The sequence below is a fragment of the Bradyrhizobium sp. 613_E4_N2_2 genome, from assembly GCF_052075995.1.
In the GTDB taxonomy this organism is placed as follows: Bacteria; Pseudomonadota; Alphaproteobacteria; order Rhizobiales; family Xanthobacteraceae; genus Bradyrhizobium; species Bradyrhizobium barranii.
In genome coordinates this window covers 3,160,589-3,181,420 of sequence record NZ_CP197234.1, presented here as the reverse complement: position 1 = coordinate 3,181,420, position 20,832 = coordinate 3,160,589, and the positions used below count along the sequence as shown (strand labels likewise).

The window sequence follows — 20,832 nt, the reverse complement described above, 5'->3', positions numbered from 1 at the left end:
CGCCTTGTCGTTCTTGTCAACGGCCCGCCAGGGCCGAATGGCGCGCTAGAGCCGGTCCGATCTGCACGATTTCGGCGCCTGCAGCCAGTCGTCCCAAATCGGGCCGCATCTGGTGCACCCGTCCAGCACGAGACCCAGCGCTATCAACCCAAACACGAGGACACACCGACGCAACATCGCCCACCCGCTCCCAAGCCCGGTATCATATCGGGCCAAGTCAGGCATTTTCAAGCCGACAGAGCCGACCGAAGACCGGGTGACTTTGCCGCGCCGATGCGCGCAGAATGGCCGAAACATCCGGCAACACAGGGGGGGACCGACAGCAATGCCATCGCAGCCAGAAGCCCAGTTCGGCATCGCTGAGGCCAGACGCATACTCGGCGAGGTCTTTGCGCCCTGGGTCCAGGATCTCAACCTCGCCGTCGAGCGCCTCGAGCACCTGCCGCCGCCGGACGAGCCGGACTGGCAGCCGGGCGCGCTCCTGCGCATGCCATTCTCGGAGCGGCTGTGCCGCAACGGCGGCGTGGTGTGCGGCCAGGCGCTGATGGCGCTTGCCGATACCGCGATGGTGATCGCGAACCTCGCCGCCAATCGCGGCTATCGTCCGATGACGACGGTCGACCAGACCACGCATTTCATGCGCGCAGTCTCCTCCTCGGATGTGCTCGCCGACGCGCGCGTGGTGCGGCTCGGACGCACCATGAGTTTTGGCCGCGTCACGCTGCTCTCGGCCACCGACAACAAACAGGTGGCGATGGTGTCGAGCGCGTTCGCGATGCTGCCGGGCTGAGCATCATCCAAAAAGAAGAGAGCCGCGTGAGCGCGCAAGGCGCTCCGCGGCTCTCCAATCAATTTCGCATCGAAGCGAGGGACTGAAGCGCGGTTGCGTCCGCGCTTCGGTCGGCTTCGGGAATTACTTGCCGAGAATTTCGTCAGCCGCGGTGACGACGCTAACGGTCGGATTCTTTCCGCAATAAGCACCGAACTTCTTGGCGTTCTCGATGAACACCTCGGTGTCGATGATCGCGTTGTCCTCGTCGCCCTTGTACCAGCCGTCCATCCAGGTCAGCACGACCGCGATGTTGTCTTCGCCGCTCTCGAGGAACTGCTTGCAGGTCATGGTCGAGAGGTCCCACTTGACGGCGTGGGCGGGCATCGATGACAGCGAGAGCGCTGCGGCGAACAGAAGCGAAAGCGTGGTCTTCATCAATATCTCCATCGGCGCGTAACGCCATAAAGGAAGGGCTTGTGAGGGAAGTCGGCGGGAAGTGACTCACCGCTCCAACGTCGTAAACGAAGTCTGAAGCGCTGTGCAAGTAGCGTCAGTATTGAGTTTATTTCAACGTAATTTCTATGCACTACTTCACAATCATCGTTATGGATTAATGCCGATGATCGAGAAACGTGCAGCGCAGCGTTACCGTGTTTTCAAGGGTGGAACGATCACCTTTGAAAGCAGCGGCATCGCGTGCACGGTGCGAAACATGTCGGAAGGCGGCGCGGCGATCGAGCTCGATTCCCCCGTCATATTGCCGAAATCATTCACGCTCTCGATCGCGCGCGACAATTTCGTACGGAATTGCCGCACCGTATGGCGCAATGACAGGCGCATCGGCCTCGCTTTCGTACGATAGCGTGCGCGATGTGAACAACCGTTCGCATCGCATACACAACGCAGCATCATGCTTGCTTTATACGACGTCGACGACGCCAGCGCAGGCTCGCGATGGTCAGCAGGATGATCGCGAACACAATTGCTGACGACGACACCCAAAATCGTCCGCCCGGACGATCGATGGTGCGCGACCATAGCGACGGCCCTTCACCCGGCCGCGCCAGGCGAAACGCAACGACGCTGTCGCCGATCGAGGTGCCGACCTCGGAGTGGCCGCCGGCGCCGATCGCGACATATTGCTCGCCCTTCCAGAGATAGGTCATGGGGTTGGCGACGCCGGGCACCGGCAGCCGGCCTTGCCACAACTCCCGGCCGCTTCGCGCATCGAAGGCGCGCAGATAAGCATCCATCGCGCCGGTGAAGACGAGACCACCTGCGGTGACTGCGAGCCCGTTGACGAGCGGCGCGCCCCACGGCAGCGGCACGCCGAGCGGCGCAAGGTCTTCCGTGGTGCCGACCGTTGAACGCCAGAGGATCTTGCCGGCCTTCAGATCGACCGCGACCATCTCGCCCCAAGGCGGCTTGTTGCAAAGAAGCCCGAGCGGCGACATCACCACCGCACGCGACATCGCAAACGGCGCGCCCTTCTGCTGGCCGAAATCATGACCGGGCGGCGGATCGAATCCAGCGGCCTCCGCACGCGGGATCAGCTTGATGAGATGAACGGCGCGGGCGGTGTTGGCGTAGAGGATCTGGTTGACCGGGTCGAAGGCTGCGCTACCCCAGTTGACGCCGCCGCCGGTGAAGGGAAACTCCGCCGTGCCTTGCGTCGAGGGTGGGGTGAACAACCCCTCGTTACGTGCCTCCGCGAACTGCCTTTCGCAAGCGGAGCGACCCAGGCCAGGGAGGAGCGAGAGCGCATCCTCAGTCGAGATTCTTTGCGATGTCAGCGGCGGCACATGCGTCGGGAATGGCTGCGTCGGCGACAGTCGTTCACCTTCCGCGCCGCCTTGCGGCACCACGCGCTCTTCCACCGGCCACACCGGCTTGCCGGTATCGCGGTCGAGCACGAAGACAAATCCCTGCTTGGTCGGCTGAATCACGACATCGCGCTGGCCGTCTCCGGTGTCGATACGCGTCAGCGTCGGCTGCGACGCCAGGTCGTAATCCCAGACGTCGTGATGCACGGTCTGGAATGCCCACACGAGCTCGCCGGTCTCGATGCGCAGCGCGACCACCGAATTGGCGTGCTCGTTGTTGCCCGGCCGCTTGCCGCCCCAAAAGTCCGGCGACGGCGAGGATGTCGGCAGGAAAACCAGCCCGCGGGCCGCGTCGACCGACATCGGCGCCCAGACATTGGCGTGACCAGCTTCGACACGGTCGCGCTTGAGCGGCTCGAAGGTCCAGCGCGGCTGGCCGCTGCGCGCATCGAACGCGCGCACCACGCCGCTCGGCGCGTCGACGCGGCGGTTGTCGCCGATCGCGGAGCCAATCACGACGACACCGCGGCCGACCGCCGGCGGCGAGGTGATCTGGAATTCGCCGGGCCAATCCAGCTTCATGCCGATATCGGGCCTGACCTCACCGCCAGTGCCGAAACCGGCGCAGCGAATGCCTGTCTTTGCATCGAGCGCGATCAGGCGAACATCGTTCGTGCCCATGAAGATGCGCGATCGGCAGGCGGCATTCGCGGGCGCCTCATCGTCGATCCAGTAGGTCACGCCACGGCAGACGTAGCGGTTGGCGGGCCGCTGATTGGTCGCGATCTTCGGATCGAAGCGCCATTTCTGCGCGCCCGTGCCGGGATCGAGCGCGATCACCTCATTGAAGGGCGAGCAGAAGATCAGGCTGTCCTCGACGAACAACGGTGTCGCCTGGAATTTGGTTCGCCGCATCACCTCGGGCGGCCGCGCCGCGAGATCGCCGGTATGGAATTCGAAGGCCCGAACCAGATTGTCGACATTGTCGGGCGTGACCTCCCGCAAAGGCGAGAAGCGTGAGCCGCCGGGATCGCCACCCCAGCTCTCCCAGGCGATGCCTGGCCACGAGGAAAACAAGAGGAGCACGATGGCGGCGGCCGACTGACATAGACGGCTCGCCAACGCCCCCCTCATTTATTTGGGCTTCTTGGCAGGTTCAGCCGGACGGGCTCCGCCCCACGGGTCGTACTTCTCCTTGGGCTCCGGAATGCGCTCGAGCGCGGCCTTGTAGGCCTTTTCGTCGACCTTGGGCTTGTTGTCCGACTTCGCTTCGTTCGGCTGGCCTCTGCTGCGGCCCTGCGCCTGCGCCGACGCAGCCGTTAGTGCGAGCACGGCGGCCGCGATGACCAAAATCCGCATTGATGCAATCCCCCTCGTCTGGGGCACAAACTAGCCTGCAATCCCGTAATAGCAAATGCCGGAGGGCCGGAATTTCAGCAAATCTTGATCGGCCGGGACTTTGCCGGATCGCATTCCTGCCTATCTGTTGGCCCGCAGGGGACCTTCACGGATGTTGCGGATTGTTGCTCATGCGGCGCTGCTGGCCAGCGCCCTCGCACTTGGTTCTTGCGGCTTCGCCGACAGCCGCGCGCCGGTGCCCGAGTTCATGCGCCTGAAGGAAGCCGAGCAGCCGCCACCCGAAGCGCCCCCCGACGTCAAGCGCGTGGTCCGCGAGCAGATCAACGTGGTCTTCCTCAACACGTCCTATCCGCGCGAGGTGCACGTCGCCCCGCCCCATCGGGAGGTGCGGGGACAGGGCTGGACCGCCTGCGTCAGCGCGCAGCTCACCTCCGCCACCGGCTCCACACTCGGCACCCAGATTTACATCGTGACGATCTCAGGCGGAAAAGTGGTCGATCGCCGCCGCGCGGAAGCCGACGACATCTGCGGGACGGAAACCTACGAGCCGATCTAGGAACAAATCACGCCGACACGCGCTCCGGTTCCGGGAAAAACCTGTAATTCGACCCGGAACGATCACCGCCTCCCCTTCTTGTTACCCCCGAGGGCAGTTTCGGAGGAGGACACGATGAGGACATTCACGATCGCACTACTGGCTGGCGTCGGCGCCCTCGCTGCGGCGAGCGGCGCGAAGGCCGCGGACATCTACACGACCAGCGAATACGCCAACCCTGAGCTCGTTCAGGAAGTCCGGCTTGTCTGCGATGACGCCGGCAATTGCTATCGCACCCGTGGCGGCTCGCGCGTGATCGTGCGCGACTCCTACAACGCCATGCCGCGCGATCGCTATTACGAGCGCCGCACCTATCGCGACTGGGACGATGGTCCGCGCGGCGGCGTCGGCATTCGGGCGCCCGGCGTCAGCGTGGGCGTCGGTGTCGGCGGCGACCGCTGGTAGTCACTGAAGCTCTAACAGGGCAGGACCGGACGAGATCCACTCGCCCGGTCCTGCCCATGTCAGGTTTCGAGCGGATCGGCCGGCGCGACGAGGCGCGTTGATGACGGGAGCTGCGCGACGAAGCGGGCGAGCACCATGCCGGCAAGCATTGCGGCGACGAAGATGAAAGCGGACGCCGAGCCGAATCCGAGCGCGGTGAGCGCAGGGCCCGGACAAAAGCCTGCGAGCCCCCATCCGATGCCAAAGATGGCGGGACCGGCGATAACTCTCGAATCGATATCCTTTCGCGTCGGAAGGTAAAAGCGGTCTGCGAAAAACGGTCGCGCGAGTTTCAAGACACGGCTGAAGCCGATGAAGGTTACCGCGACAGCACCCGCCATCACGAAGGCGAGGCTCGCATCCCACGTTCCGGCGGGAATGCCGGCGACGTCCAAGAAGTTCAGCACCTTTGCCGGATTCGACATGCCGGAGACGATGAGCCCGATACCGAAGAGGAGGCCGATCGCGAATTGGATGAGGATTGCCATCGTCGTCAGCCCCAGTGCCGCATCACGAAGACAGTGGCAATGCCCGCCGACATGAAGGTGATGGTCGCGACCAGCGATCGCAGCGACAGCCGCGACAGGCCACAGACGCCATGGCCGGACGTGCAGCCGCTGCCCCAGACCGCACCGAAGCCCGTGAGCAATCCGGCGACGATCAGCACCGGCGTTCCCGCCGCGATCGTTTGCGCCGGCAGGCTTCCGCTGACAATGCGCACCAGGATGGGTGCGGCGACGAGGCCGGCGACGAAAGCGAGCCGGCCGGCGAACTCGCGGTCCTCGTAAGGCGGAAACAGCCGCGCCGCGATGCCGCTGACACCGGCGATCCGTCCCGTCGCCCACATCAGGAGCACGGCGGACAGTCCGATCAACGCGCCACCAAGGAGCGACGCCATCGGCGTGAAAGGTGTGGCGATCATTGTGATCCTCCAGGTCGAGAGCTTCCATCATGGCACGCCGCGGCGGCCCGAATGCTCAATGAGACGTTAATATTACCATTCGAATTGAAGCGGCGTCCCAACGGAATTTTCCAATCTTTGCGCTAAGCATGACCTTCTGAACGGGGAACGACGGGACGTGGTCGATATCGCGCATCAGGCAGCGATCAATCCGGCATCGGCAAGGGCTGCCGCGGCAACGCGCGCGCTCGTCCCCCTCACGTCCATCGATCCCGGCCAATGGCGTGCGCTCGCCCAGCGCGTGATCGAGCCGAACGGCTACTACCTGCCGGGCTGGGAGCTCGCCGTGAGCGAGGCCGCACGCGGCCGCACCGACGCCTCGGCGCTACCCGCATTCGACGGCTCGTCGGTGCGGCTGATCGGGCTGATGCCGGTGGTCTCGCTCTGGCGCGCCTGGAAGATCCCCCTGCCCGCGCTGGTGAGCGCGCATCCCTATGGCACCCTGTGCAGCCCCCTGATCGACCGCGACGCGCCGATCGAAGCGGCCACGCGCCTGTTGCAGCAGGCGCGCGAGGCCGGAGCACATGCGCTCGTGCTCAACGACGTTGCACTCGACGGCGCGGCGATGAGTTCGCTCAAGGACGTTCTCAATCGCGACGGCCTGAAGCCGCGTATCCTCTCCTCCTACATCCGCGCCAGCCTCGACGCGACGCAGGATGGTGAAACGCTGTTGCATGAAGCGCTCGGCGCCAAGAAGCTCAAGGAGCTGCGTCGCCAGCGCCATCGCCTCGAAGAGCACGGGCCCGTCGCCTTCGCGGTCGCGCGCAAGCCCGACGAGATCGGGCCGGCGCTCGAAACATTCCTGCAACTCGAGGCCAGTGGTTGGAAAGGCAAGCGCGGCACCGCGCTGATCCAGCATGCGGGCGATGCGACCTTCATTCGCCGCGCGGTTCTTGCGCTGGCAGAGACCGCGCAGTGCGAGGTCATCACGCTGCGCGCTGGCACGACGCCGGTGGCGGCCGGCATCGTGCTACGCCACCAGGACCGCGCCTTCTTCTTCAAGCTCGGTATCGACGAACGCTTTGCAAGATATTCGCCGGGCGTGCAGCTCACGCTCGACCTCACGCGGCATCTCTGCGCCGATCCGGCCATCGCCAGCGCGGACTCCACGGCGAGCGCCGACCACCCCATGATCAACCCGATCTGGCGCGGGCGCTTTGCCATCGGCGACGTGCTGATTCCGCTGCGGCGTCACGATCCTGTCGTCGCGATCATTCACGCGGCGCTGGTTGGCCTCAACGTCGCGCACGACGGCGCGCGACGCGTGGTGCGTCTGCTCCGCAAATAAGCGAAAGCTACTCTGCCGCCTGCGCGTTGATCTCCGCCGAGACCTCGCGAATGGCGCGGGCGAGCAGGTTCGGATCCTGCGCGCCGGAGACGGCGTATTTCTGCGCGAACACGTAGGTCGGCACGCCGGAGATGCCCTTCTCGGCGGCCTCCTGCGCGTCGGCCGACACGCGTGCGACGTCCTCGTCGGTGGCGAGGCGCTTGCGCACGTCGTCGGCATCGAGGCCGACATCGGCGGCCGCCTGCACCAGCACGTTCACGTCAGTGAGGTCGCCGCCGTCGCGGAAATACAGCTCCATCAGCCGCTGCTTCATCTCGGGCGCCTTGCCGATCGCCTCGGCCCAGAGGATGAGGCGGTGACAGTCGGTGGTGTTGGGCTGGCGCGCGACCAGCTCGGGCTTGTAGACAAGGCCCTCCTCGCTTGCAGCCGCGACGACGCGGCCGGCAATGCCCTTATAGGCTTCGACCGAGCCGAACTTGGTGGTGAGATAGTCCTCGCGGCTGATGCCCTCGCGCGGCACCCACGGATTGAGGAAAAAAGGACGGAAATTGAGTTTGACGGGAACGTCGGGCACGAGCGCCAGCGCGCTCTCGATCCGGTGCTTGCCGATATAGCACCAGGGGCACACCACGTCGGAGACGACATCGATCTGGAGCGGTTTCAACGTGCTCATAGCGCCTCCTTCGGGCGATGCGGGTTTGACCCAAGATAAGCCGAAGATAAGCAGAACCCGCCCCGAGGCAAGGGCGCTAGGTCATAGCTGCTGCCATCTGCTTCAGCCGCTCGGCGGTGCGCTCGTCCGCCGGGAAGAATGTCTCCAGCGCCAGCTCCGACAGCGTGATGTCCACAGGTGTGCCGAACACCATGGTGGTGGAGAAGAAACTTAGTATCTCTCCGCCATGGCGCAGCTTGAAGGGAATCGCGACATTGTCGCTCGACAGCGGCCCCGAGCGCGCCGGGATGGGATAGCTCTTGAGGTCGTTGTAGAGCTTGATCAGCTCAGGATCGGCCGTTGCCTCGCATTGCCGGTGCAGCCGCTCCAGCAGATGCCCGCACCATTCCGCGAGATTGACCGTGCGCGGCGCCAGCGCTTCAGGGTGAAACGCGAGCCGCAGCACGTTGAAGGGCTGACCGAGCAGCCGCTGCGGGATGCCTTCGAGCAGCGGCGCCACCATGCGGTTGGCGGAAACCAGATTCCAGTGCCGGTCATAGGCCAGCGCCGGATTGGGCTCATGCGCCCTGAGAACGAGGTCGATCGCCTGGCGAGCTGATTTCAAGGCGGGATCCTCCAGCGGGCGCTGCGGAAACGCCGGCGCATAGCCGGCCGCGACCAGCAGCACGTTGCGTTCGCGCAAGGGTACCTCGAGACGTTCGGCGAGCCTGAGCACCATGTCGCGCGAGGGCGCAGCGCGGCCGGTCTCGACGAAGCTCAAATGCCGCGCGGAAATCTCGGCCTCGCCCGCCAGATCGAGCTGGCTCATGCGGCGGCGTTGCCGCCATTCGCGCAAATGGTCGCCGATATGGACGGGCTGGCTGCGTTCGGCCTGTGCCGTAGATGCATGTGCGTTCATGCTCGAAAACCTAGCATGCGGATCTCAGCCCTTCCATTACCCGCGAGGTAATGAATATTGGCATGTAACCAGCTGAAATCGCTTAATCTCTTTTCGCAGACTCTGCTCGACACCAATACCGGACGAGCAAAGTTTGCGAAGAAGGGTGCAACGTCGCCCGCATCACCTGCGAGCTCGCCGCATCGCAAGTGACCGCGATGAGGCATGCGTACGCTGGAAGTACAGATTTGGGATTACCTGCACCGCCAGAGGACCGCCGACTATGAAACGGCCTTCCCGGAAACCTTGTCGAAAAGGTGCGTTCGCTCCAGATCGATCGCGACATCTATTGGGCAATCCGGCGCCGCAGAAACACCGACTTGCATCTGCGCCGTGAATGGAAATGCGCCCACGGTTCCAATCACGAGAGTATGCGGCCCGAGCGGCTCCACGTCTTTCACCATCATGCGGACGGAGGAGCCCGGTGGCGCATCTTGCCGCAGCACGTGGTCGGGCCGCACGCCGAGCACAACCGGCTTGCCGATGCTCCCTGCATAGGCCGCCTCTCGGGATTTCGGCAATCTCAACGCCGTACCCGAGGGTTCGGTGAAGATCAGTGCACCGTCGCGAGCGGCAATCTCCCCGTGGATGAAATTCATGCTGGGCGCGCCCATGAAGCCCGCGACGAAGAGATTGCTTGGTTTCTCATAGATCGTGATCGGATCAGCCGCCTGCTCGATGCGGCCGCGATTCATCACCACGACCCGATCGGCCATGGTCATAGCTTCGACCTGATCGTGTGTGACATAAACGATCGTCTTGGCGAGACGGCGATGCAATGCCTTGATCTCGGTCCGCATCTCGATGCGGAGTTTGGCGTCGAGGTTTGACAATGGCTCGTCGAACAGAAACACGTCCGGGCTGCGCACGATGGCACGGCCGATCGCCACGCGCTGACGCTGCCCACCGGAGAGCTGCTTGGGCCGACGGTCCACGTATTGCTCGAGGTCGAGAACCCGCGCCACGTCCTCGACGGCTTTCGCGATATTGGCGCGCGACTCGCCCCGCGCCTTCATGCCGTAGCCGATATTCTCACCAACAGTCATATGCGGATAGAGCGCATAATTCTGGAACACCATCGCGCAATTACGCAAGCCTGGGCGCAGCTGCGTCACATCGCGATTACCGATACGAATGGTTCCACTGGTGACCGTCTCCAGTCCCGCTATCATGCGCAACGTCGTGGTCTTGCCGCAGCCGGACGGTCCGACAAGCACGACAAACTCCTCGTCGGCCACACTCAGATTAAGCCCCTCGATGATCTTGTAGGGCCCATATGCCTTGCTGACGTTCTCGATCTCGACGTGCGCCATGGATTCCTTTTTCCGTCCCTATATCGACGGCCAACAAAGCCCGGATGATGCTCACGCATCATCCGGGGCAGTCTCCGCGGAAGCTAGTTCTTCGGTGAGAGGCCCATCGCCGCGCGATAGGCGGCGAGTTGCTTCGCGCGGCCGAACTCATCGGTCAGGCGATTCCATTCCTTCGCGACCGCGTCCAGCGCGGCCTGCGGCGTGGTCTGGCCGGCCAGCGCCTTGCCAAGCTCAATCTCCACAACCTCGGTGTAGGAGAAATAGCCGGGCAAACGCATGTCGAGCGCAACGTTCTTGCCGTTAATGGAGTCGGCCTGGGCGCCGAGATATTCCTTGGCTTCCGTCGGCGAGAAGATCTTGCTCCACAACTCCAGATTCGTGGTGTGCGACTTGCGGTATGGGTTGACACCCGTGCCACCGGTAATCGCGGCCTTGCCGGAGACTTCAGGGCTTGTCAGCGTCTTGACGAAATCCCATGCCGCCTGCTGGTTCTTGCCCACCTTTGGCACGGCAATCTGCCAGCCTCCGAACGCCATGAAGGGTGCCGGCAGCACTGCCGGAAACTTGTCCCACTTCTTGGTTTTGGCGTTCCATATCTCGTCAGAGCCGGGCAGCACCGCAGAGCCCACCTTGCCGGAAATCTTCGATTGCTTGGGGTCGGCCGCGATCACGCCGGTGTCGCCCCAACCGATCGACTCGGCCACCTGGCCGCCGGCCACGGCGGCATTGACCTCGCCGAACGAAAAGTTCAGCGCATTGGGCGGGCCAAGCTTGGAAGCGCGAATATATTCCTCCAATCCCTTCACCCAGCCCGGATTGTTGATCTGGGCATCCATCGTTTCGGGGTCGAAGAACATCGCGCCCGGATAGTTCGGGTTGTTGGTATAGGCCGCCGCGTGGCTGAAGAAGAACCAGAACTGCTGGCCACCGCGACGGAAGGCCTCCGCCGTGCCCCAGAGTCCCTTGTCGGGGCGCTGAAAGAACTCCGCGATGTCGAGATATTGCTTCCAGGTCTTTGGCGGCGCCAGGTCGTAGCCGTACTTGGCCTTGAAGGCGTCCTTCTCCTTGGGATCGCTGAACAGGTCGGTGCGATAGGTGTAGGTGTGAACGTCGCCGTCCATCGATTGCGAATAGATCTTGCCTTCCCACACCATCAGGCGCTCGCGGTAGGCCGGCTCGACATCGTCCCAATCCTTGCCGGACTGCATCTCTTTCGGCATCTCGCTGAGATAGGTGACGAAGTCGGGCAGCCAGGCCGGCGCAAAGCTGACCAGATCGAACGTCGCGTCAGATCCGGTAAGCGATGTAACGATCTTCGGGTAGAGCTCCGACCAGGGGAACTCGACCACATTGACTTTGCCGCAGGTCTTCTTGGTCCATTCGTCCGCACCGAGCTTGAGCGCGGAGGCGATATACGGTCCGGTCTGCGACGCCACAGTCAGGGTGACGCCGGAGTAATCCGGGCTACAAGCAGCGTTCGCCTGGCTCGCGGTGCAAGCCATCGCGAGCGAGGTGGTCAGCATCAGAAACGTCCGTCGCAACATCGTCCAGTCCTCCCTACATAGGTTTTTGTTATTTGATTGCTCCGAGCAGCAGGCCCGACCGCATCATGCGGCTGAGCAGACCTGCCATGATCATCATCGGAATGATGGCGACGAGCGCCGCGGCCGAGATCGCCCACCATTCGTCGCCGCGCTGGCTGTTCTGTCCTGCCACCAGGATCGGCAGCGTCTGCCATCTGGAATTGGTCAGGAACAGCGCGAACAGGAACTCGTTCCAGACGAAGGCGAGCGTGATCATGAAAGTCGCCAGCAGTCCGTTCATCGACATCGGCACCACGATGCCGAGGAAGATGCGCCAACTTGGCACGTTGTCGACCATCGCAGCTTCTTCGACCTCGATCGGAATGGCCTCGAAAAAGTCGCGCATCAGCCAGACCACGATCGGCAGCGAGAACGCGACGTAGCACAGCGTCAGGCCGACAAAGCTGTCGATGAGCTGGAAGCCGAGCCGGCCGATTTCGCTGTAGAGGAGATACAGCGCGAAAGCCGTGACGATCGGCGGAAACATGCGCTGGCTGACGAACCAGAACAGGATGTCTTCATTGCCGAGGATCGGCCCCGGCAGCGGCAGGCGGTTGGCCAGGATTGCAGCGGCAAGCGCGATCGGGAACGCCAGCAGCAGCGCCTGCGCGCGGGTGAATCCGAGCGAATTGTTGAACAGCAGATAGCCGCCGAGCGCGAGCAGGAAGAAGATCAGGCCGGCGCCGAAGCGCACCCTGAATTCGAACCGCACCAGCGCATAGGCCGCCATTGCGCCGACGGCAGTCGCGATCGCTGCCGCCGACAAGCCAACGATTGTCGAGTTCAAAAAGGTCCGGAAGAACTCGCCACGGATACCCTGATAGAGATCAATGAAGGGCTGCAGGGTCGGCGTGAAATCGACGAACGGAATATAGGTCGGGCCGCCGACCACGCCCGGCGGGGTCTTGAACGCCGTCACGACCACCCAATAGAGCGGAAACGCCGTGATCAGGCACCATGCGAAGACACCGGCCGCGACCAGGCGGCGGCTCCAGCGCGACAGTCCGGTAAGGCCCTGCCCGCTCATCGGCGCTTCTCCAGATGCGGCCGCAGCAGCGCCAGATAAGTGACGCCAATGATCGTGATGGCGATCAGGAACAGGAAGCTGAGCGCCGACGTGTAGCCGAGATTGAACTTCTTGAAACCCTCCTGATAGGCGAACAACGTCAGGGTCTCGGTGTCCACACCCGGTCCGCCGCCCGTCATCACGAATACGGTGTCCATGATCTTGTAGCTCTCGATCAGGCGGATGAAGACGACCGCGGCGGAGATCGGCAGCATCATCGGAAAGGTGATGCCCCAGAACTGTTGCCAGGCGCTGGCGTTCTCGAGCTCGGCCGCCTCGTAAACATCTTCGGGGAGCGTTTGCAGGCCAGCCAGCATCATCAGGATGACGAACGGGGTCCACTGCCAGATCTCGACAGCGATGATGCAGGCGAGCGCCCAATGACCGTTGGTGAGGAACGGCAGGTTCGCCATGCCGAACATGGACAGGAACTGGTTGAGCGGCCCCATGGTCGGATTGAAGATCATGCGAGCAACAAGCGCGACGGCAACCGGGGCCAGAAGCATGGGCAGCAGCAAGGCAACGCGAAATAGCCGTTCGCCCGGAACGCGCGCGTTCAGCGCGAGCGCAACGCCAAACCCGATCACGTATTGCAACCCGACGGCAATGAACGCGATCAGCGTCGTCGTGAAGATCGCATTCCAGAAGCGCGGCTCTTGCAGGAGCGTAGCATAATTGCCGAACCACACGACCCGCGGCGGGATCGGCGGAACCAGGCGATAGCTGAGGAAGCTCGTGGTCAACGAATAGATCAGCGGAAAGATCGAGATCGCCAGCACGACGAGCACCGCCGGCCAGATGAAGACATGCTTGATCGGATCGTTCCGCATCATGAGCAGATCATCCCTTCAACAGGGCTTCAATCTCAGCGCGCCGCGGCATGGCAGGCGCAGTCCCCGCGCGCGTCACGGAAATCCCCGCCGTGGCGGAACCGAAGCGCGCCGCTTCCAGGGGATCGGCGCCGCCCGCAAGCGCTGCAGCGAAGCCGCCGACGAATGCGTCGCCCGCGCCCGCGGTTTCGACCACCTTGCCGGCGGCGAACGGGGGCACGTGTAGCGAGCGATCTCGCCCGTGAAACAGCGCCCCGCGTTCGCCGAGCGTGATCAGCGCGGTGCCCGCTCCCTTGGCCACCAACGCTTCGCCGGCGCGGCGGGCGCCGGCAAGATCGCTCACCGCGATCCCCGTCAGCGCTTCCGCCTCGGTCTCATTGGGAACGACGTAGTCGCACAAGGCAAACAGGCCATCGTCGAATTTGACCGCAGGTGCCGGGTTGAACACGGTGATGCTCCCCGCAGCGCGCGCGATCTCGAGCCCGCGTTGCGCGGCCGCGACCGGTTGCTCGAGCTGGGTCACGAAGACGCGGCTGGTGCGGATCGCATCCGCCGCCGCGTCGACGTCGCTGGGGCTGAGACCGTCGGCCGCTCCGCTCACCACGATGATGGCGTTGTCGCCGCGTGTCTCGTGGACATAGATGAAGGCCGCGCCGGTCGGCGCCTCCGAAGTCCTGGCGACGCGCGGTCGAATGCCCTCGGTTTCCCACGTCTTGATGGCAAGATCACCGAAGGCGTCGCGGCCGATCCGGGAGATGAAGGTCACGTCTGCGCCTGCGCGCGCAGCGGCCACGGCCTGGTTCGACCCCTTGCCGCCTGGTCCCATGGCAAATCCCGAGCCGGCGATCGTTTCACCGATCGCGGGCATGTTGCCGGCCCGGAAGGCCAGATCGACGACGAAGATGCCGAGCACTGCGACGCCAGTCTTGCTCATGGTCGTTACTCTCCGTCCGGCGCGATGACGCCCTTGGAAAACAGGAAGCAGCCGTAGAAGCGCCGCTCTCCCGTGGCGATCACGCAGTAGGCCGTCTTGGCCTTTTCATAGAAGGCATGGCGCTCGACCCCGACCAGCGGCCAGGAGCGTCCCTCGGCGCGGTCGATCGCGGCCTGCACCTCGCGCTGCACCGGCGGCACCTCCTGGGGCTGGCCAACAATCTCCATGCGGATCGCGGCATCGTCGACGAACGTATCGAGCGGCAGCACCGAGAGGATGGCTTCGATCGCCTTTGCCGTACTGACGTTGTCGATGCGAAGCAGCTCGCCGAACACGGTCTGGCGCGCGATGGAGTCGGCAGGAAAATTGGTGTCGCACACCACGAGGCGGTCCCCGTGCCCCATTGCGCGCAAGGCGTAAAGCACGTCGGCATTGAGCAGTGGATTGATGCCCTTGAGCATGTTGCGTCCCTCCCTTGTCTTCAAAAAATCGCCCGAACTCTGATGGTCCGGATGCCAACCCGTATCACCGCAAGGTGACGTCTTTAGTCGCCATAGGGAATCCAGATGTTCTTCACCTGCACCGCGTGGCGGAGCAGGATCGGACCTTCGCTCGCCACCCGGTCGTACCAATCGAGCGCCAGCCCGTGGTCGACCAGCGTGCGCTTGAGGTTGCCGATCGACAGCCGCTCCGCAGCAGTCGAGGCCTCCTGCGAACCGAACACCCAGAGCGCATCGACGTCGTCATGCTCGGCAAGGACCTTCGCGAGCGCATCGCGCTCGCCGGTGACGATATTGACGACGCCTGCCGGCACATCCGACGTCTCCAGCACCTGATAAAAATCGGTCGCTGCAAGCGGATGCCGCTCACTTGGGACGGCGACGACGCGGTTGCCCATCGCAATCAACGGTGCCACCAGGCTGATGAAGCCCAGCAACGGGGCCTCGTCCGGACAGGCCACCCCGACCACGCCGATCGGCTCGTGCATGGCAAGCGCCACGCCGCGCAACGGCGGTGCATGGATCGTCCCCTCGTATTTGTCGGCCCAGGCCCCATAGCTGAACAGCCGTTCGATACTCGCCTCGACCTCCGCGCGCGCCTTGGCGGGCGAAACGCCGGTCATATCACCGACGCGCCGGGCGAACTCGTCGCCACGCGCGGACAGATTCTCGGCAAGGTAGTAGAGGATTTGGGCGCGATTATGCGTCGTCGCCCGCGCCCACCCCTCGGCCGAGCGCGCGGCGGCCACCGCGTTACGGATATCCTTGCGATTGCCCTCGCCGGCTTCGCCGAGGTGCTTCCCCTTCGGCGACAGCACCGCGCGCGAATAATTTCCGTCGGGACGAACCTGCTTGCCGCCGACGAACAGCTTGGCGGTTCGGTCGATCGACGGCGTGCCAAATCCGGCGCCGTCGTTAGAAGCCGCCGGGGATGGCGGCGGCACCTTCGCCCGCGCCTTCCGCCCGCTCCAGGCTTTCGGCTTGAGATATTCGTAGAGACCTTCCCGGCCGCCCTCGCGACCGAAGCCGGACTCGCGATAGCCGCCGAAGCCGACGCAGGCATCGAACAAATTGGTCGCATTGACCCAGACCACGCCGGCCTGAAGCTTCGGCGCGATATCGAGCGCCAGCCCGATGGTCTCGCTCCACACGCTGGCGGCAAGGCCATAGCGCGTGTTGTTGGCGAGCATCACCGCCTCGTCCGGCGTGCGGAACGTCATCGCGACCAGCACCGGGCCAAAGATCTCCTCGATCGCCACGGTCGATGACGGATGTACGTTCCAAAGCAAGGTCGGGGGATAGAAGCATCCCTCAGCGGGGATCGGCCCCGGCGCCTGATACTTCTCGGCGCCCTCCTTGACGCCGGTTTCGACCAGCGCCTTGATCCGCTCGAGCTGCACCGGTGCGACCACCGCGCCCATGTCGATCGCCTTGTCGAGCGGCGGACCCACGCGCAGCGTCTCCATGCGGCGGATGAGGCGCTTGCGGAATGTCTCTGCGATCCCTTCCTGCAGCAGAAGCCGCGATCCGGCACAACAGACCTGGCCCTGGTTGAACCAGATCGCATCGACCACGCCTTCCACGGCGCCATCGATGTCGGCGTCGTCGAACACGATGAACGGCGACTTGCCGCCGAGCTCGAGCGTCAGCGACTTCCCGCTGCCTGCGGTCGACTGACGGATCAACCGCCCGACCTCGGTCGACCCCGTGAAGGCGATCTTGTCGACACCGGGATTTTCGACCAGCAACGCGCCGGTGGCGCCATCACCCGTCACCACATTCAACACGCCGGGCGGCAGGCCGGCTTCCGCCGCGAGCTCGGCGAACAGCAGCGCGGTGAGTGACGTGAACTCTGCCGGTTTCAGCACCACGGTGTTGCCGGTCGCCAGCGCGGGCGCGATCTTCCAGGCCAGCATCAGCAGCGGAAAGTTCCAGGGGATGATCTGGCCGATCACACCGACCGGGACATGGTCGGCGAATTCGCGGTCCTGCAATTGTGCCCAGCCGGCGTGATACAGGAAGTGGCGCGCGGCGAGCGGCACGTCGAGATCGCGGGTTTCCCTGATCGGTTTGCCATTGTCAATCGCTTCCAATACCGAGAACAGACGAGCATGACGTTGCAGCATGCGCGCCAGCGCATAGAGATGACGGGCACGACCGTGACCACCGAGCTTTGCCCATGACGACTGCGCCGATCGCGCGGCGCCGACTGCAGCCTCGACATCCGCTGCGATGCCTTGCGCGATCTTGGCCAGCGTCTTTCCGGTGGCTGGCTCGATCGTCGTCAGATGCTTGCCCGAAGCCGGCGCGACGAATTTACCGGCAATAAAATGCCCAAACGTCGCGTCGTGCCGCTTCAGCCAGGCGCGCGCCTCGCCGTCCGCCTCGGGAGCGGGACCATAATCCATGGTCTCAAAGTAATGTGCGATACTCATGCTCAGCCCACGGGATGACGGTTGAAGGCCGAGTAGCGGCCGGTGACGTGATGCTCGAGCTGGCGCTCGATGTCGGCGAGCAGGCTCGAGGCGCCGACGCGGAACAGATCCGGCTCGAGCCAATCGCGTCCCAACTCCTCCTTCATCAGGAACTGGTAGTTGAGCACATCCTTCGCCGTCGAGATTCCGCCGGCCGGCTTGAAGCCTATCTTGAAGCCGGTCCGCTCCTCATAGACCCTGATCATGCGCAGCATCGCCAGCGTCACCGGCAGCGTGGCATTGACGCCTTCCTTGCCGGTGGAGGTCTTGATGAAGTCCGCGCCGGCCATCATGCAGACCATCGACGCCTTGGCGACGTTGCGCAGCGTTTTGAGGTCGCCGGTTGCGAGGATCGTCTTCAGATGCGCATCGCCGCAGGCTGCGCGGAAATCCCGGACCTCGGCGTAGAGAGCGCGCCAATCTCCGGTCAGCACATGCTCACGCGTGATGACGATGTCGATCTCCTGCGCACCGTCCCTGACGGACGCCTCGATCTCCTTGAGCTTCAGATCGTGAGGCACGAGGCCTGCCGGAAATCCGGTCGAAACCGCAGCGACCGGAATGTCATACCCATCGAGCGCTTCGACCGCGGTTGCGACGAAGCGGTGATAGACGCAGATCGCGCCCGTGTGCAGCCGGCGCCCGGCAAAACCGAGTGCCTCGAGGAGGTCACTTCGTATCGGGGCCCTCGCCTTGGCACAGAGGCGCTTCACCCGTTCGGCCGTATCGTCGCCGTTGAGTGTCGTCAGGTCGATGCAGGTGATCGCCTTGAGCAACCACGCCGCCTGCGCGTCCTTCTTGACGGTGCGCCGGCCCGGCAGGCTCGCAACGCGGCGCTCGGCGGCGGACAGATTGATCCGGATATCGTCGACCCAGTCCATCTCGAGCGCGCGGCCGCTGTTGCGCGCGATCGGATGCGGATGATTGTGATCCCGCGCATGGGGCTGCGCCGGCACCGCGGATGGATTTGATATCAAGACGCCCTGCGCCATCGGTACGCCGCGCAATGCTAGCGAATCGGCTGAAACGGCAGATAGACTGAATGTGCCGATTGCAACATGCGATCCTCCCATCCCTTGGCCGCCGGCGCATCTGCTGCCTCCCGTCGCCGACAGCGAAACACCCTTCGGGCCAAATGTTATTATTGTAACAGATTGACGTTGCTAAACTCACATCATTGTAAGATCATTGTCAACCGGATAAGCAAGCTCGGTGACGAAAATGACTGAAACACCGACCGCACGCCCCAGCGAGACCCGCGTCCAACGGCTGCAACGGCTGCGACGCGCCGTCGAGACGAGCGGCGCACTGCATCTGAAGGACGCCGCAGAGCTGCTGAAGGTGTCGGAGATGACGGTCAGGCGCGACCTTGCCGGGCCCGAGGCGGCGCTCGCCCTGCTCGGCGGCTACGTCGTCAACGCGGCGTCGCCGACCGGGATCAAGTACACATTCGAGCAGGAAATCGACCAGCACACGCAGGACAAGCGCCTCGCCTGCCGATCCGCAGCCGCCTCGATCAAGGAAGGTGACACCATCTTCATCGACTGCGGCACCACGATGCAGTCGCTGGCGGATTGCCTGCCTGAGGACATGCCTCTTTCGGTGATCTGCTATTCGCTGAACGTCGCCTCGATCGTCACCCACCGGCCAGCGACGCAGGTGATGTTGATGGGCGGGCTCTACCATCCGTCGTCGCAGTCGTTCTCGTCGGATGACGGCCTGTCCTACCTGCGGCGGCTCGGGGTGAACAAGGCTTTCATCTCGGCCGGCGGCCTGCACTGGACCCGCGGCGCCAGCTGCTCGAATTTTCACGAAGTCGCCATCAAGCAGGCCGTCATCGCTACCGCGATGGAGAGCATCCTCGTGGTCGACGCCAGCAAGCTCGGCAGCCTCAAGCCGGCGTTTTTCTCCGACGTCAGCTCATTCTCGCGGATCATCGTCGGTGGCTCCGTGTCGGCAGACACGCGCAAGCACTTCCGCAGCCTTCCCGTCGAATACGTCACCAGCACGGCCTGATCCGGACGGGGGCTGGTTCGCCCGGATCAGGCTTGCTGAGCGATGCGCGGTCTCGGTGGATCGCGCATCGCTGTTTCAGGCTAGTTGCAGGCGGGCTTCGCCTTTTTGCAGGCATCCGTCAGCTCGGCCGGCGGGTCCTTCTTGAATACGGTCTTGTAGGACTCCAGCACATTCGACTGCGTCACCGGCAGCGACTGCACACCGATCCAGCCAGGCGTTTCCTTACCCAGCAGCGCGTTCATCATCGCCATCGCCTCGGCGACGCCCTGGTCGTAGGGACGCTGCGAGCCGGTCGCCTTCAGCGGCCCGCCCTTGGCAATCTCGATCGCCGATTGCAGACCGAGGTCGACCGTCGTCATGGGAATATCGATGCCCTGAGCCCGCATCGAGCTCAGCGTGTCGAGCGCCGGTTGATCCCACACCGCGTACAGTCCCTTGACGTCGGGATTGCCGGTCAGGAAGTCGCCCGCGATCTGCGAGACCTTCGGCGGATCGGTGAAGTCGACCTGCTTCATCTTGATGTCAGGGCGGTTTGCTTTCATCCACTCCCGCACGCCCTTGGTGCGCTCGTTGGTGCTGAAATAGTCGACGCCGAAATTGACGAGACCGATGGTGCCGCCCTGCGCCACGCAGGACGCCAGGATCTGTGCCGCGATCTGGCCATTGCCCTGGCTATCGGCCGAGACCATCGTCGCATATTCCTCGGGATGCTTCAGACCAGTCGGGATGCTGTCCATCAGCACGAGCTTGATGCCGGCTTTGGCGATCTTCTTGTAGGTCGGCGCGGTCGCGGTGAAATCGACCGGAATCGAAATGATGCCGTCCGGATGCTGCTGGATCGTGTTCTCGATATCGGCGATCTGCTTGTCCACCTGATATTCGGCGGACGCGACGCCCGTCACCGTCACGCCGTACTTCTTCAGCGTGTCGGTGATGCCCTGGATCTGGAGCTGCGACCAGTCGAGGTTGACCGTCTGCATGGAGATGCCGACCTTGAAGTTCTTCTCCTTGATCTTGGCGGCGTCGGCCTCCGACAGCGCGAGCACCTCGGGGGAAGCCGCCTTTTCGCCGTGGGGTCCCTGGCCGACGATCGACTTCGGCCCGAGCTTCGCGAGATCGACACCCTTGACGCAGGTCGCGGGCACTTCGGCGCGAGCCGACGGGATCATCGAGAGGGCGGCAGCGGCCACCAACGCAGTCAAAGGCAAGGATTGTCGCAAGATTGATTTCATTGTTTCCTCCATTTTTTGGTCGCCGATTCACC

Annotated in this window: 22 protein-coding genes; 6 read left to right on the top strand and 16 right to left on the bottom strand. The window is 63.8% G+C overall.

All coding sequences use genetic code 11. The features are described from left to right. The first annotated feature begins 325 nt into the window (after nt 1-325). Entirely contained in the window at nt 326-790 is a 465-nt protein-coding gene (locus AB7290_RS14915; protein ID WP_085404271.1) for a PaaI family thioesterase, read from the top strand. Between the two features lie 123 nt (nt 791-913). Here the strand turns inward: AB7290_RS14915 and AB7290_RS14910 are convergent, their stop codons facing one another. Then, nucleotides 914-1,207 (bottom strand): HdeA family protein, encoded by a 294-nt coding sequence (locus AB7290_RS14910; RefSeq protein WP_014494092.1) that lies wholly within the window; start codon nt 1,205-1,207, stop codon nt 914-916. 184 nt (nt 1,208-1,391) lie between these two features. Here AB7290_RS14910 and AB7290_RS14905 point away from each other — a divergent pair, with 184 nt between their 5' ends. Next, nucleotides 1,392-1,634 carry a PilZ domain-containing protein gene (locus tag AB7290_RS14905; RefSeq protein WP_071917354.1) on the top strand — a complete coding sequence of 81 codons (243 nt, stop codon included), beginning with the start codon at nt 1,392-1,394 and terminating at the stop codon, nt 1,632-1,634. A gap of 46 nt (nt 1,635-1,680) precedes the next feature. On the opposite strand, the gene AB7290_RS14900 is transcribed toward AB7290_RS14905, so the two are convergent. Both AB7290_RS14900 and AB7290_RS14895 read right to left on the bottom strand, forming a co-directional pair. Further along, nucleotides 1,681-3,729, bottom strand: coding sequence for a pyrroloquinoline quinone-dependent dehydrogenase (locus AB7290_RS14900; RefSeq protein WP_085404270.1), 2,049 nt, complete (start codon nt 3,727-3,729; stop codon nt 1,681-1,683). Next, a complete protein-coding gene (locus tag AB7290_RS14895) occupies nt 3,730-3,954 on the bottom strand; it encodes a hypothetical protein (RefSeq protein ID WP_085404269.1) in 225 nt (74 codons plus the stop codon). Between the two features lie 151 nt (nt 3,955-4,105). Between AB7290_RS14895 and AB7290_RS14890 the strand changes: the two genes are divergently transcribed. Next, on the top strand, nt 4,106-4,510 hold the full coding sequence (locus AB7290_RS14890; protein WP_085404268.1) for a hypothetical protein: 405 nt from the start codon (nt 4,106-4,108) through the stop codon (nt 4,508-4,510). 114 nt (nt 4,511-4,624) lie between these two features. Continuing rightward, the gene (locus AB7290_RS14885; protein WP_028152664.1) at nt 4,625-4,954 is read left to right on the top strand and encodes a hypothetical protein; all 330 of its coding nucleotides are present in this window, start codon (nt 4,625-4,627) and stop codon (nt 4,952-4,954) included. A gap of 59 nt (nt 4,955-5,013) precedes the next feature. On the opposite strand, the gene AB7290_RS14880 is transcribed toward AB7290_RS14885, so the two are convergent. Beyond that, entirely contained in the window at nt 5,014-5,481 is a 468-nt protein-coding gene (locus AB7290_RS14880; RefSeq protein WP_085404267.1) for a DUF6691 family protein, read from the bottom strand. Between the two features lie 5 nt (nt 5,482-5,486). Further along, entirely contained in the window at nt 5,487-5,915 is a 429-nt protein-coding gene (locus tag AB7290_RS14875) for a YeeE/YedE family protein (protein WP_085404266.1), read from the bottom strand. Nucleotides 5,916-6,072: 157 nt separating this feature from the next. Between AB7290_RS14875 and AB7290_RS14870 the strand changes: the two genes are divergently transcribed. Beyond that, nucleotides 6,073-7,242, top strand: coding sequence for a GNAT family N-acetyltransferase (locus AB7290_RS14870; protein WP_085404265.1), 1,170 nt, complete (start codon nt 6,073-6,075; stop codon nt 7,240-7,242). 7 nt (nt 7,243-7,249) lie between these two features. Here AB7290_RS14870 and AB7290_RS14865 read toward each other — a convergent pair whose 3' ends face one another. The 10 genes from AB7290_RS14865 to deoC form a co-directional block, all read right to left on the bottom strand. Continuing rightward, nucleotides 7,250-7,915, bottom strand: coding sequence for a DsbA family oxidoreductase (locus AB7290_RS14865; protein ID WP_039152160.1), 666 nt, complete (start codon nt 7,913-7,915; stop codon nt 7,250-7,252). Between the two features lie 76 nt (nt 7,916-7,991). Continuing rightward, on the bottom strand, nt 7,992-8,813 hold the full coding sequence (locus tag AB7290_RS14860; protein WP_085404264.1) for a helix-turn-helix domain-containing protein: 822 nt from the start codon (nt 8,811-8,813) through the stop codon (nt 7,992-7,994). Nucleotides 8,814-9,073: 260 nt separating this feature from the next. Beyond that, complete coding sequence (locus AB7290_RS14855; RefSeq protein ID WP_085404263.1) at nt 9,074-10,165, bottom strand: ABC transporter ATP-binding protein; 1,092 nt, start codon at nt 10,163-10,165, stop codon at nt 9,074-9,076. An 83-nt stretch (nt 10,166-10,248) separates the two neighbouring features. Then, the gene (locus AB7290_RS14850; RefSeq protein WP_306326732.1) at nt 10,249-11,688 is read right to left on the bottom strand and encodes an extracellular solute-binding protein; all 1,440 of its coding nucleotides are present in this window, start codon (nt 11,686-11,688) and stop codon (nt 10,249-10,251) included. A gap of 49 nt (nt 11,689-11,737) precedes the next feature. Further along, entirely contained in the window at nt 11,738-12,775 is a 1,038-nt protein-coding gene (locus AB7290_RS14845) for a carbohydrate ABC transporter permease (protein ID WP_085404262.1), read from the bottom strand. Next, a complete protein-coding gene (locus AB7290_RS14840; RefSeq protein WP_063982329.1) occupies nt 12,772-13,647 on the bottom strand; it encodes a carbohydrate ABC transporter permease in 876 nt (291 codons plus the stop codon). The genes AB7290_RS14845 and AB7290_RS14840 overlap by 4 nt, the downstream gene beginning before the upstream one ends. A gap of 7 nt (nt 13,648-13,654) precedes the next feature. Further along, complete coding sequence (gene rbsK / locus AB7290_RS14835) at nt 13,655-14,578, bottom strand: ribokinase (RefSeq protein ID WP_085404261.1); 924 nt, start codon at nt 14,576-14,578, stop codon at nt 13,655-13,657. Nucleotides 14,579-14,583: 5 nt separating this feature from the next. Then, a complete protein-coding gene (locus AB7290_RS14830) occupies nt 14,584-15,039 on the bottom strand; it encodes an RbsD/FucU family protein (RefSeq protein ID WP_014494077.1) in 456 nt (151 codons plus the stop codon). 83 nt (nt 15,040-15,122) lie between these two features. Further along, nucleotides 15,123-17,513, bottom strand: a complete 2,391-nt coding sequence (locus AB7290_RS14825; RefSeq protein WP_085404260.1) for an aldehyde dehydrogenase family protein — start codon at nt 17,511-17,513, stop codon at nt 15,123-15,125. Between the two features lie 2 nt (nt 17,514-17,515). After that, on the bottom strand, nt 17,516-18,433 hold the full coding sequence (deoC, locus tag AB7290_RS14820) for a deoxyribose-phosphate aldolase (protein ID WP_245344240.1): 918 nt from the start codon (nt 18,431-18,433) through the stop codon (nt 17,516-17,518). A gap of 340 nt (nt 18,434-18,773) precedes the next feature. Between deoC and AB7290_RS14815 the strand changes: the two genes are divergently transcribed. After that, nucleotides 18,774-19,568, top strand: a complete 795-nt coding sequence (locus AB7290_RS14815; RefSeq protein ID WP_085404259.1) for a DeoR/GlpR family DNA-binding transcription regulator — start codon at nt 18,774-18,776, stop codon at nt 19,566-19,568. Nucleotides 19,569-19,648: 80 nt separating this feature from the next. Here the strand turns inward: AB7290_RS14815 and AB7290_RS14810 are convergent, their stop codons facing one another. Further along, nucleotides 19,649-20,800, bottom strand: coding sequence for a substrate-binding domain-containing protein (locus AB7290_RS14810; RefSeq protein WP_085404258.1), 1,152 nt, complete (start codon nt 20,798-20,800; stop codon nt 19,649-19,651). Between the last annotated feature and the right edge of the window lie 32 nt (nt 20,801-20,832).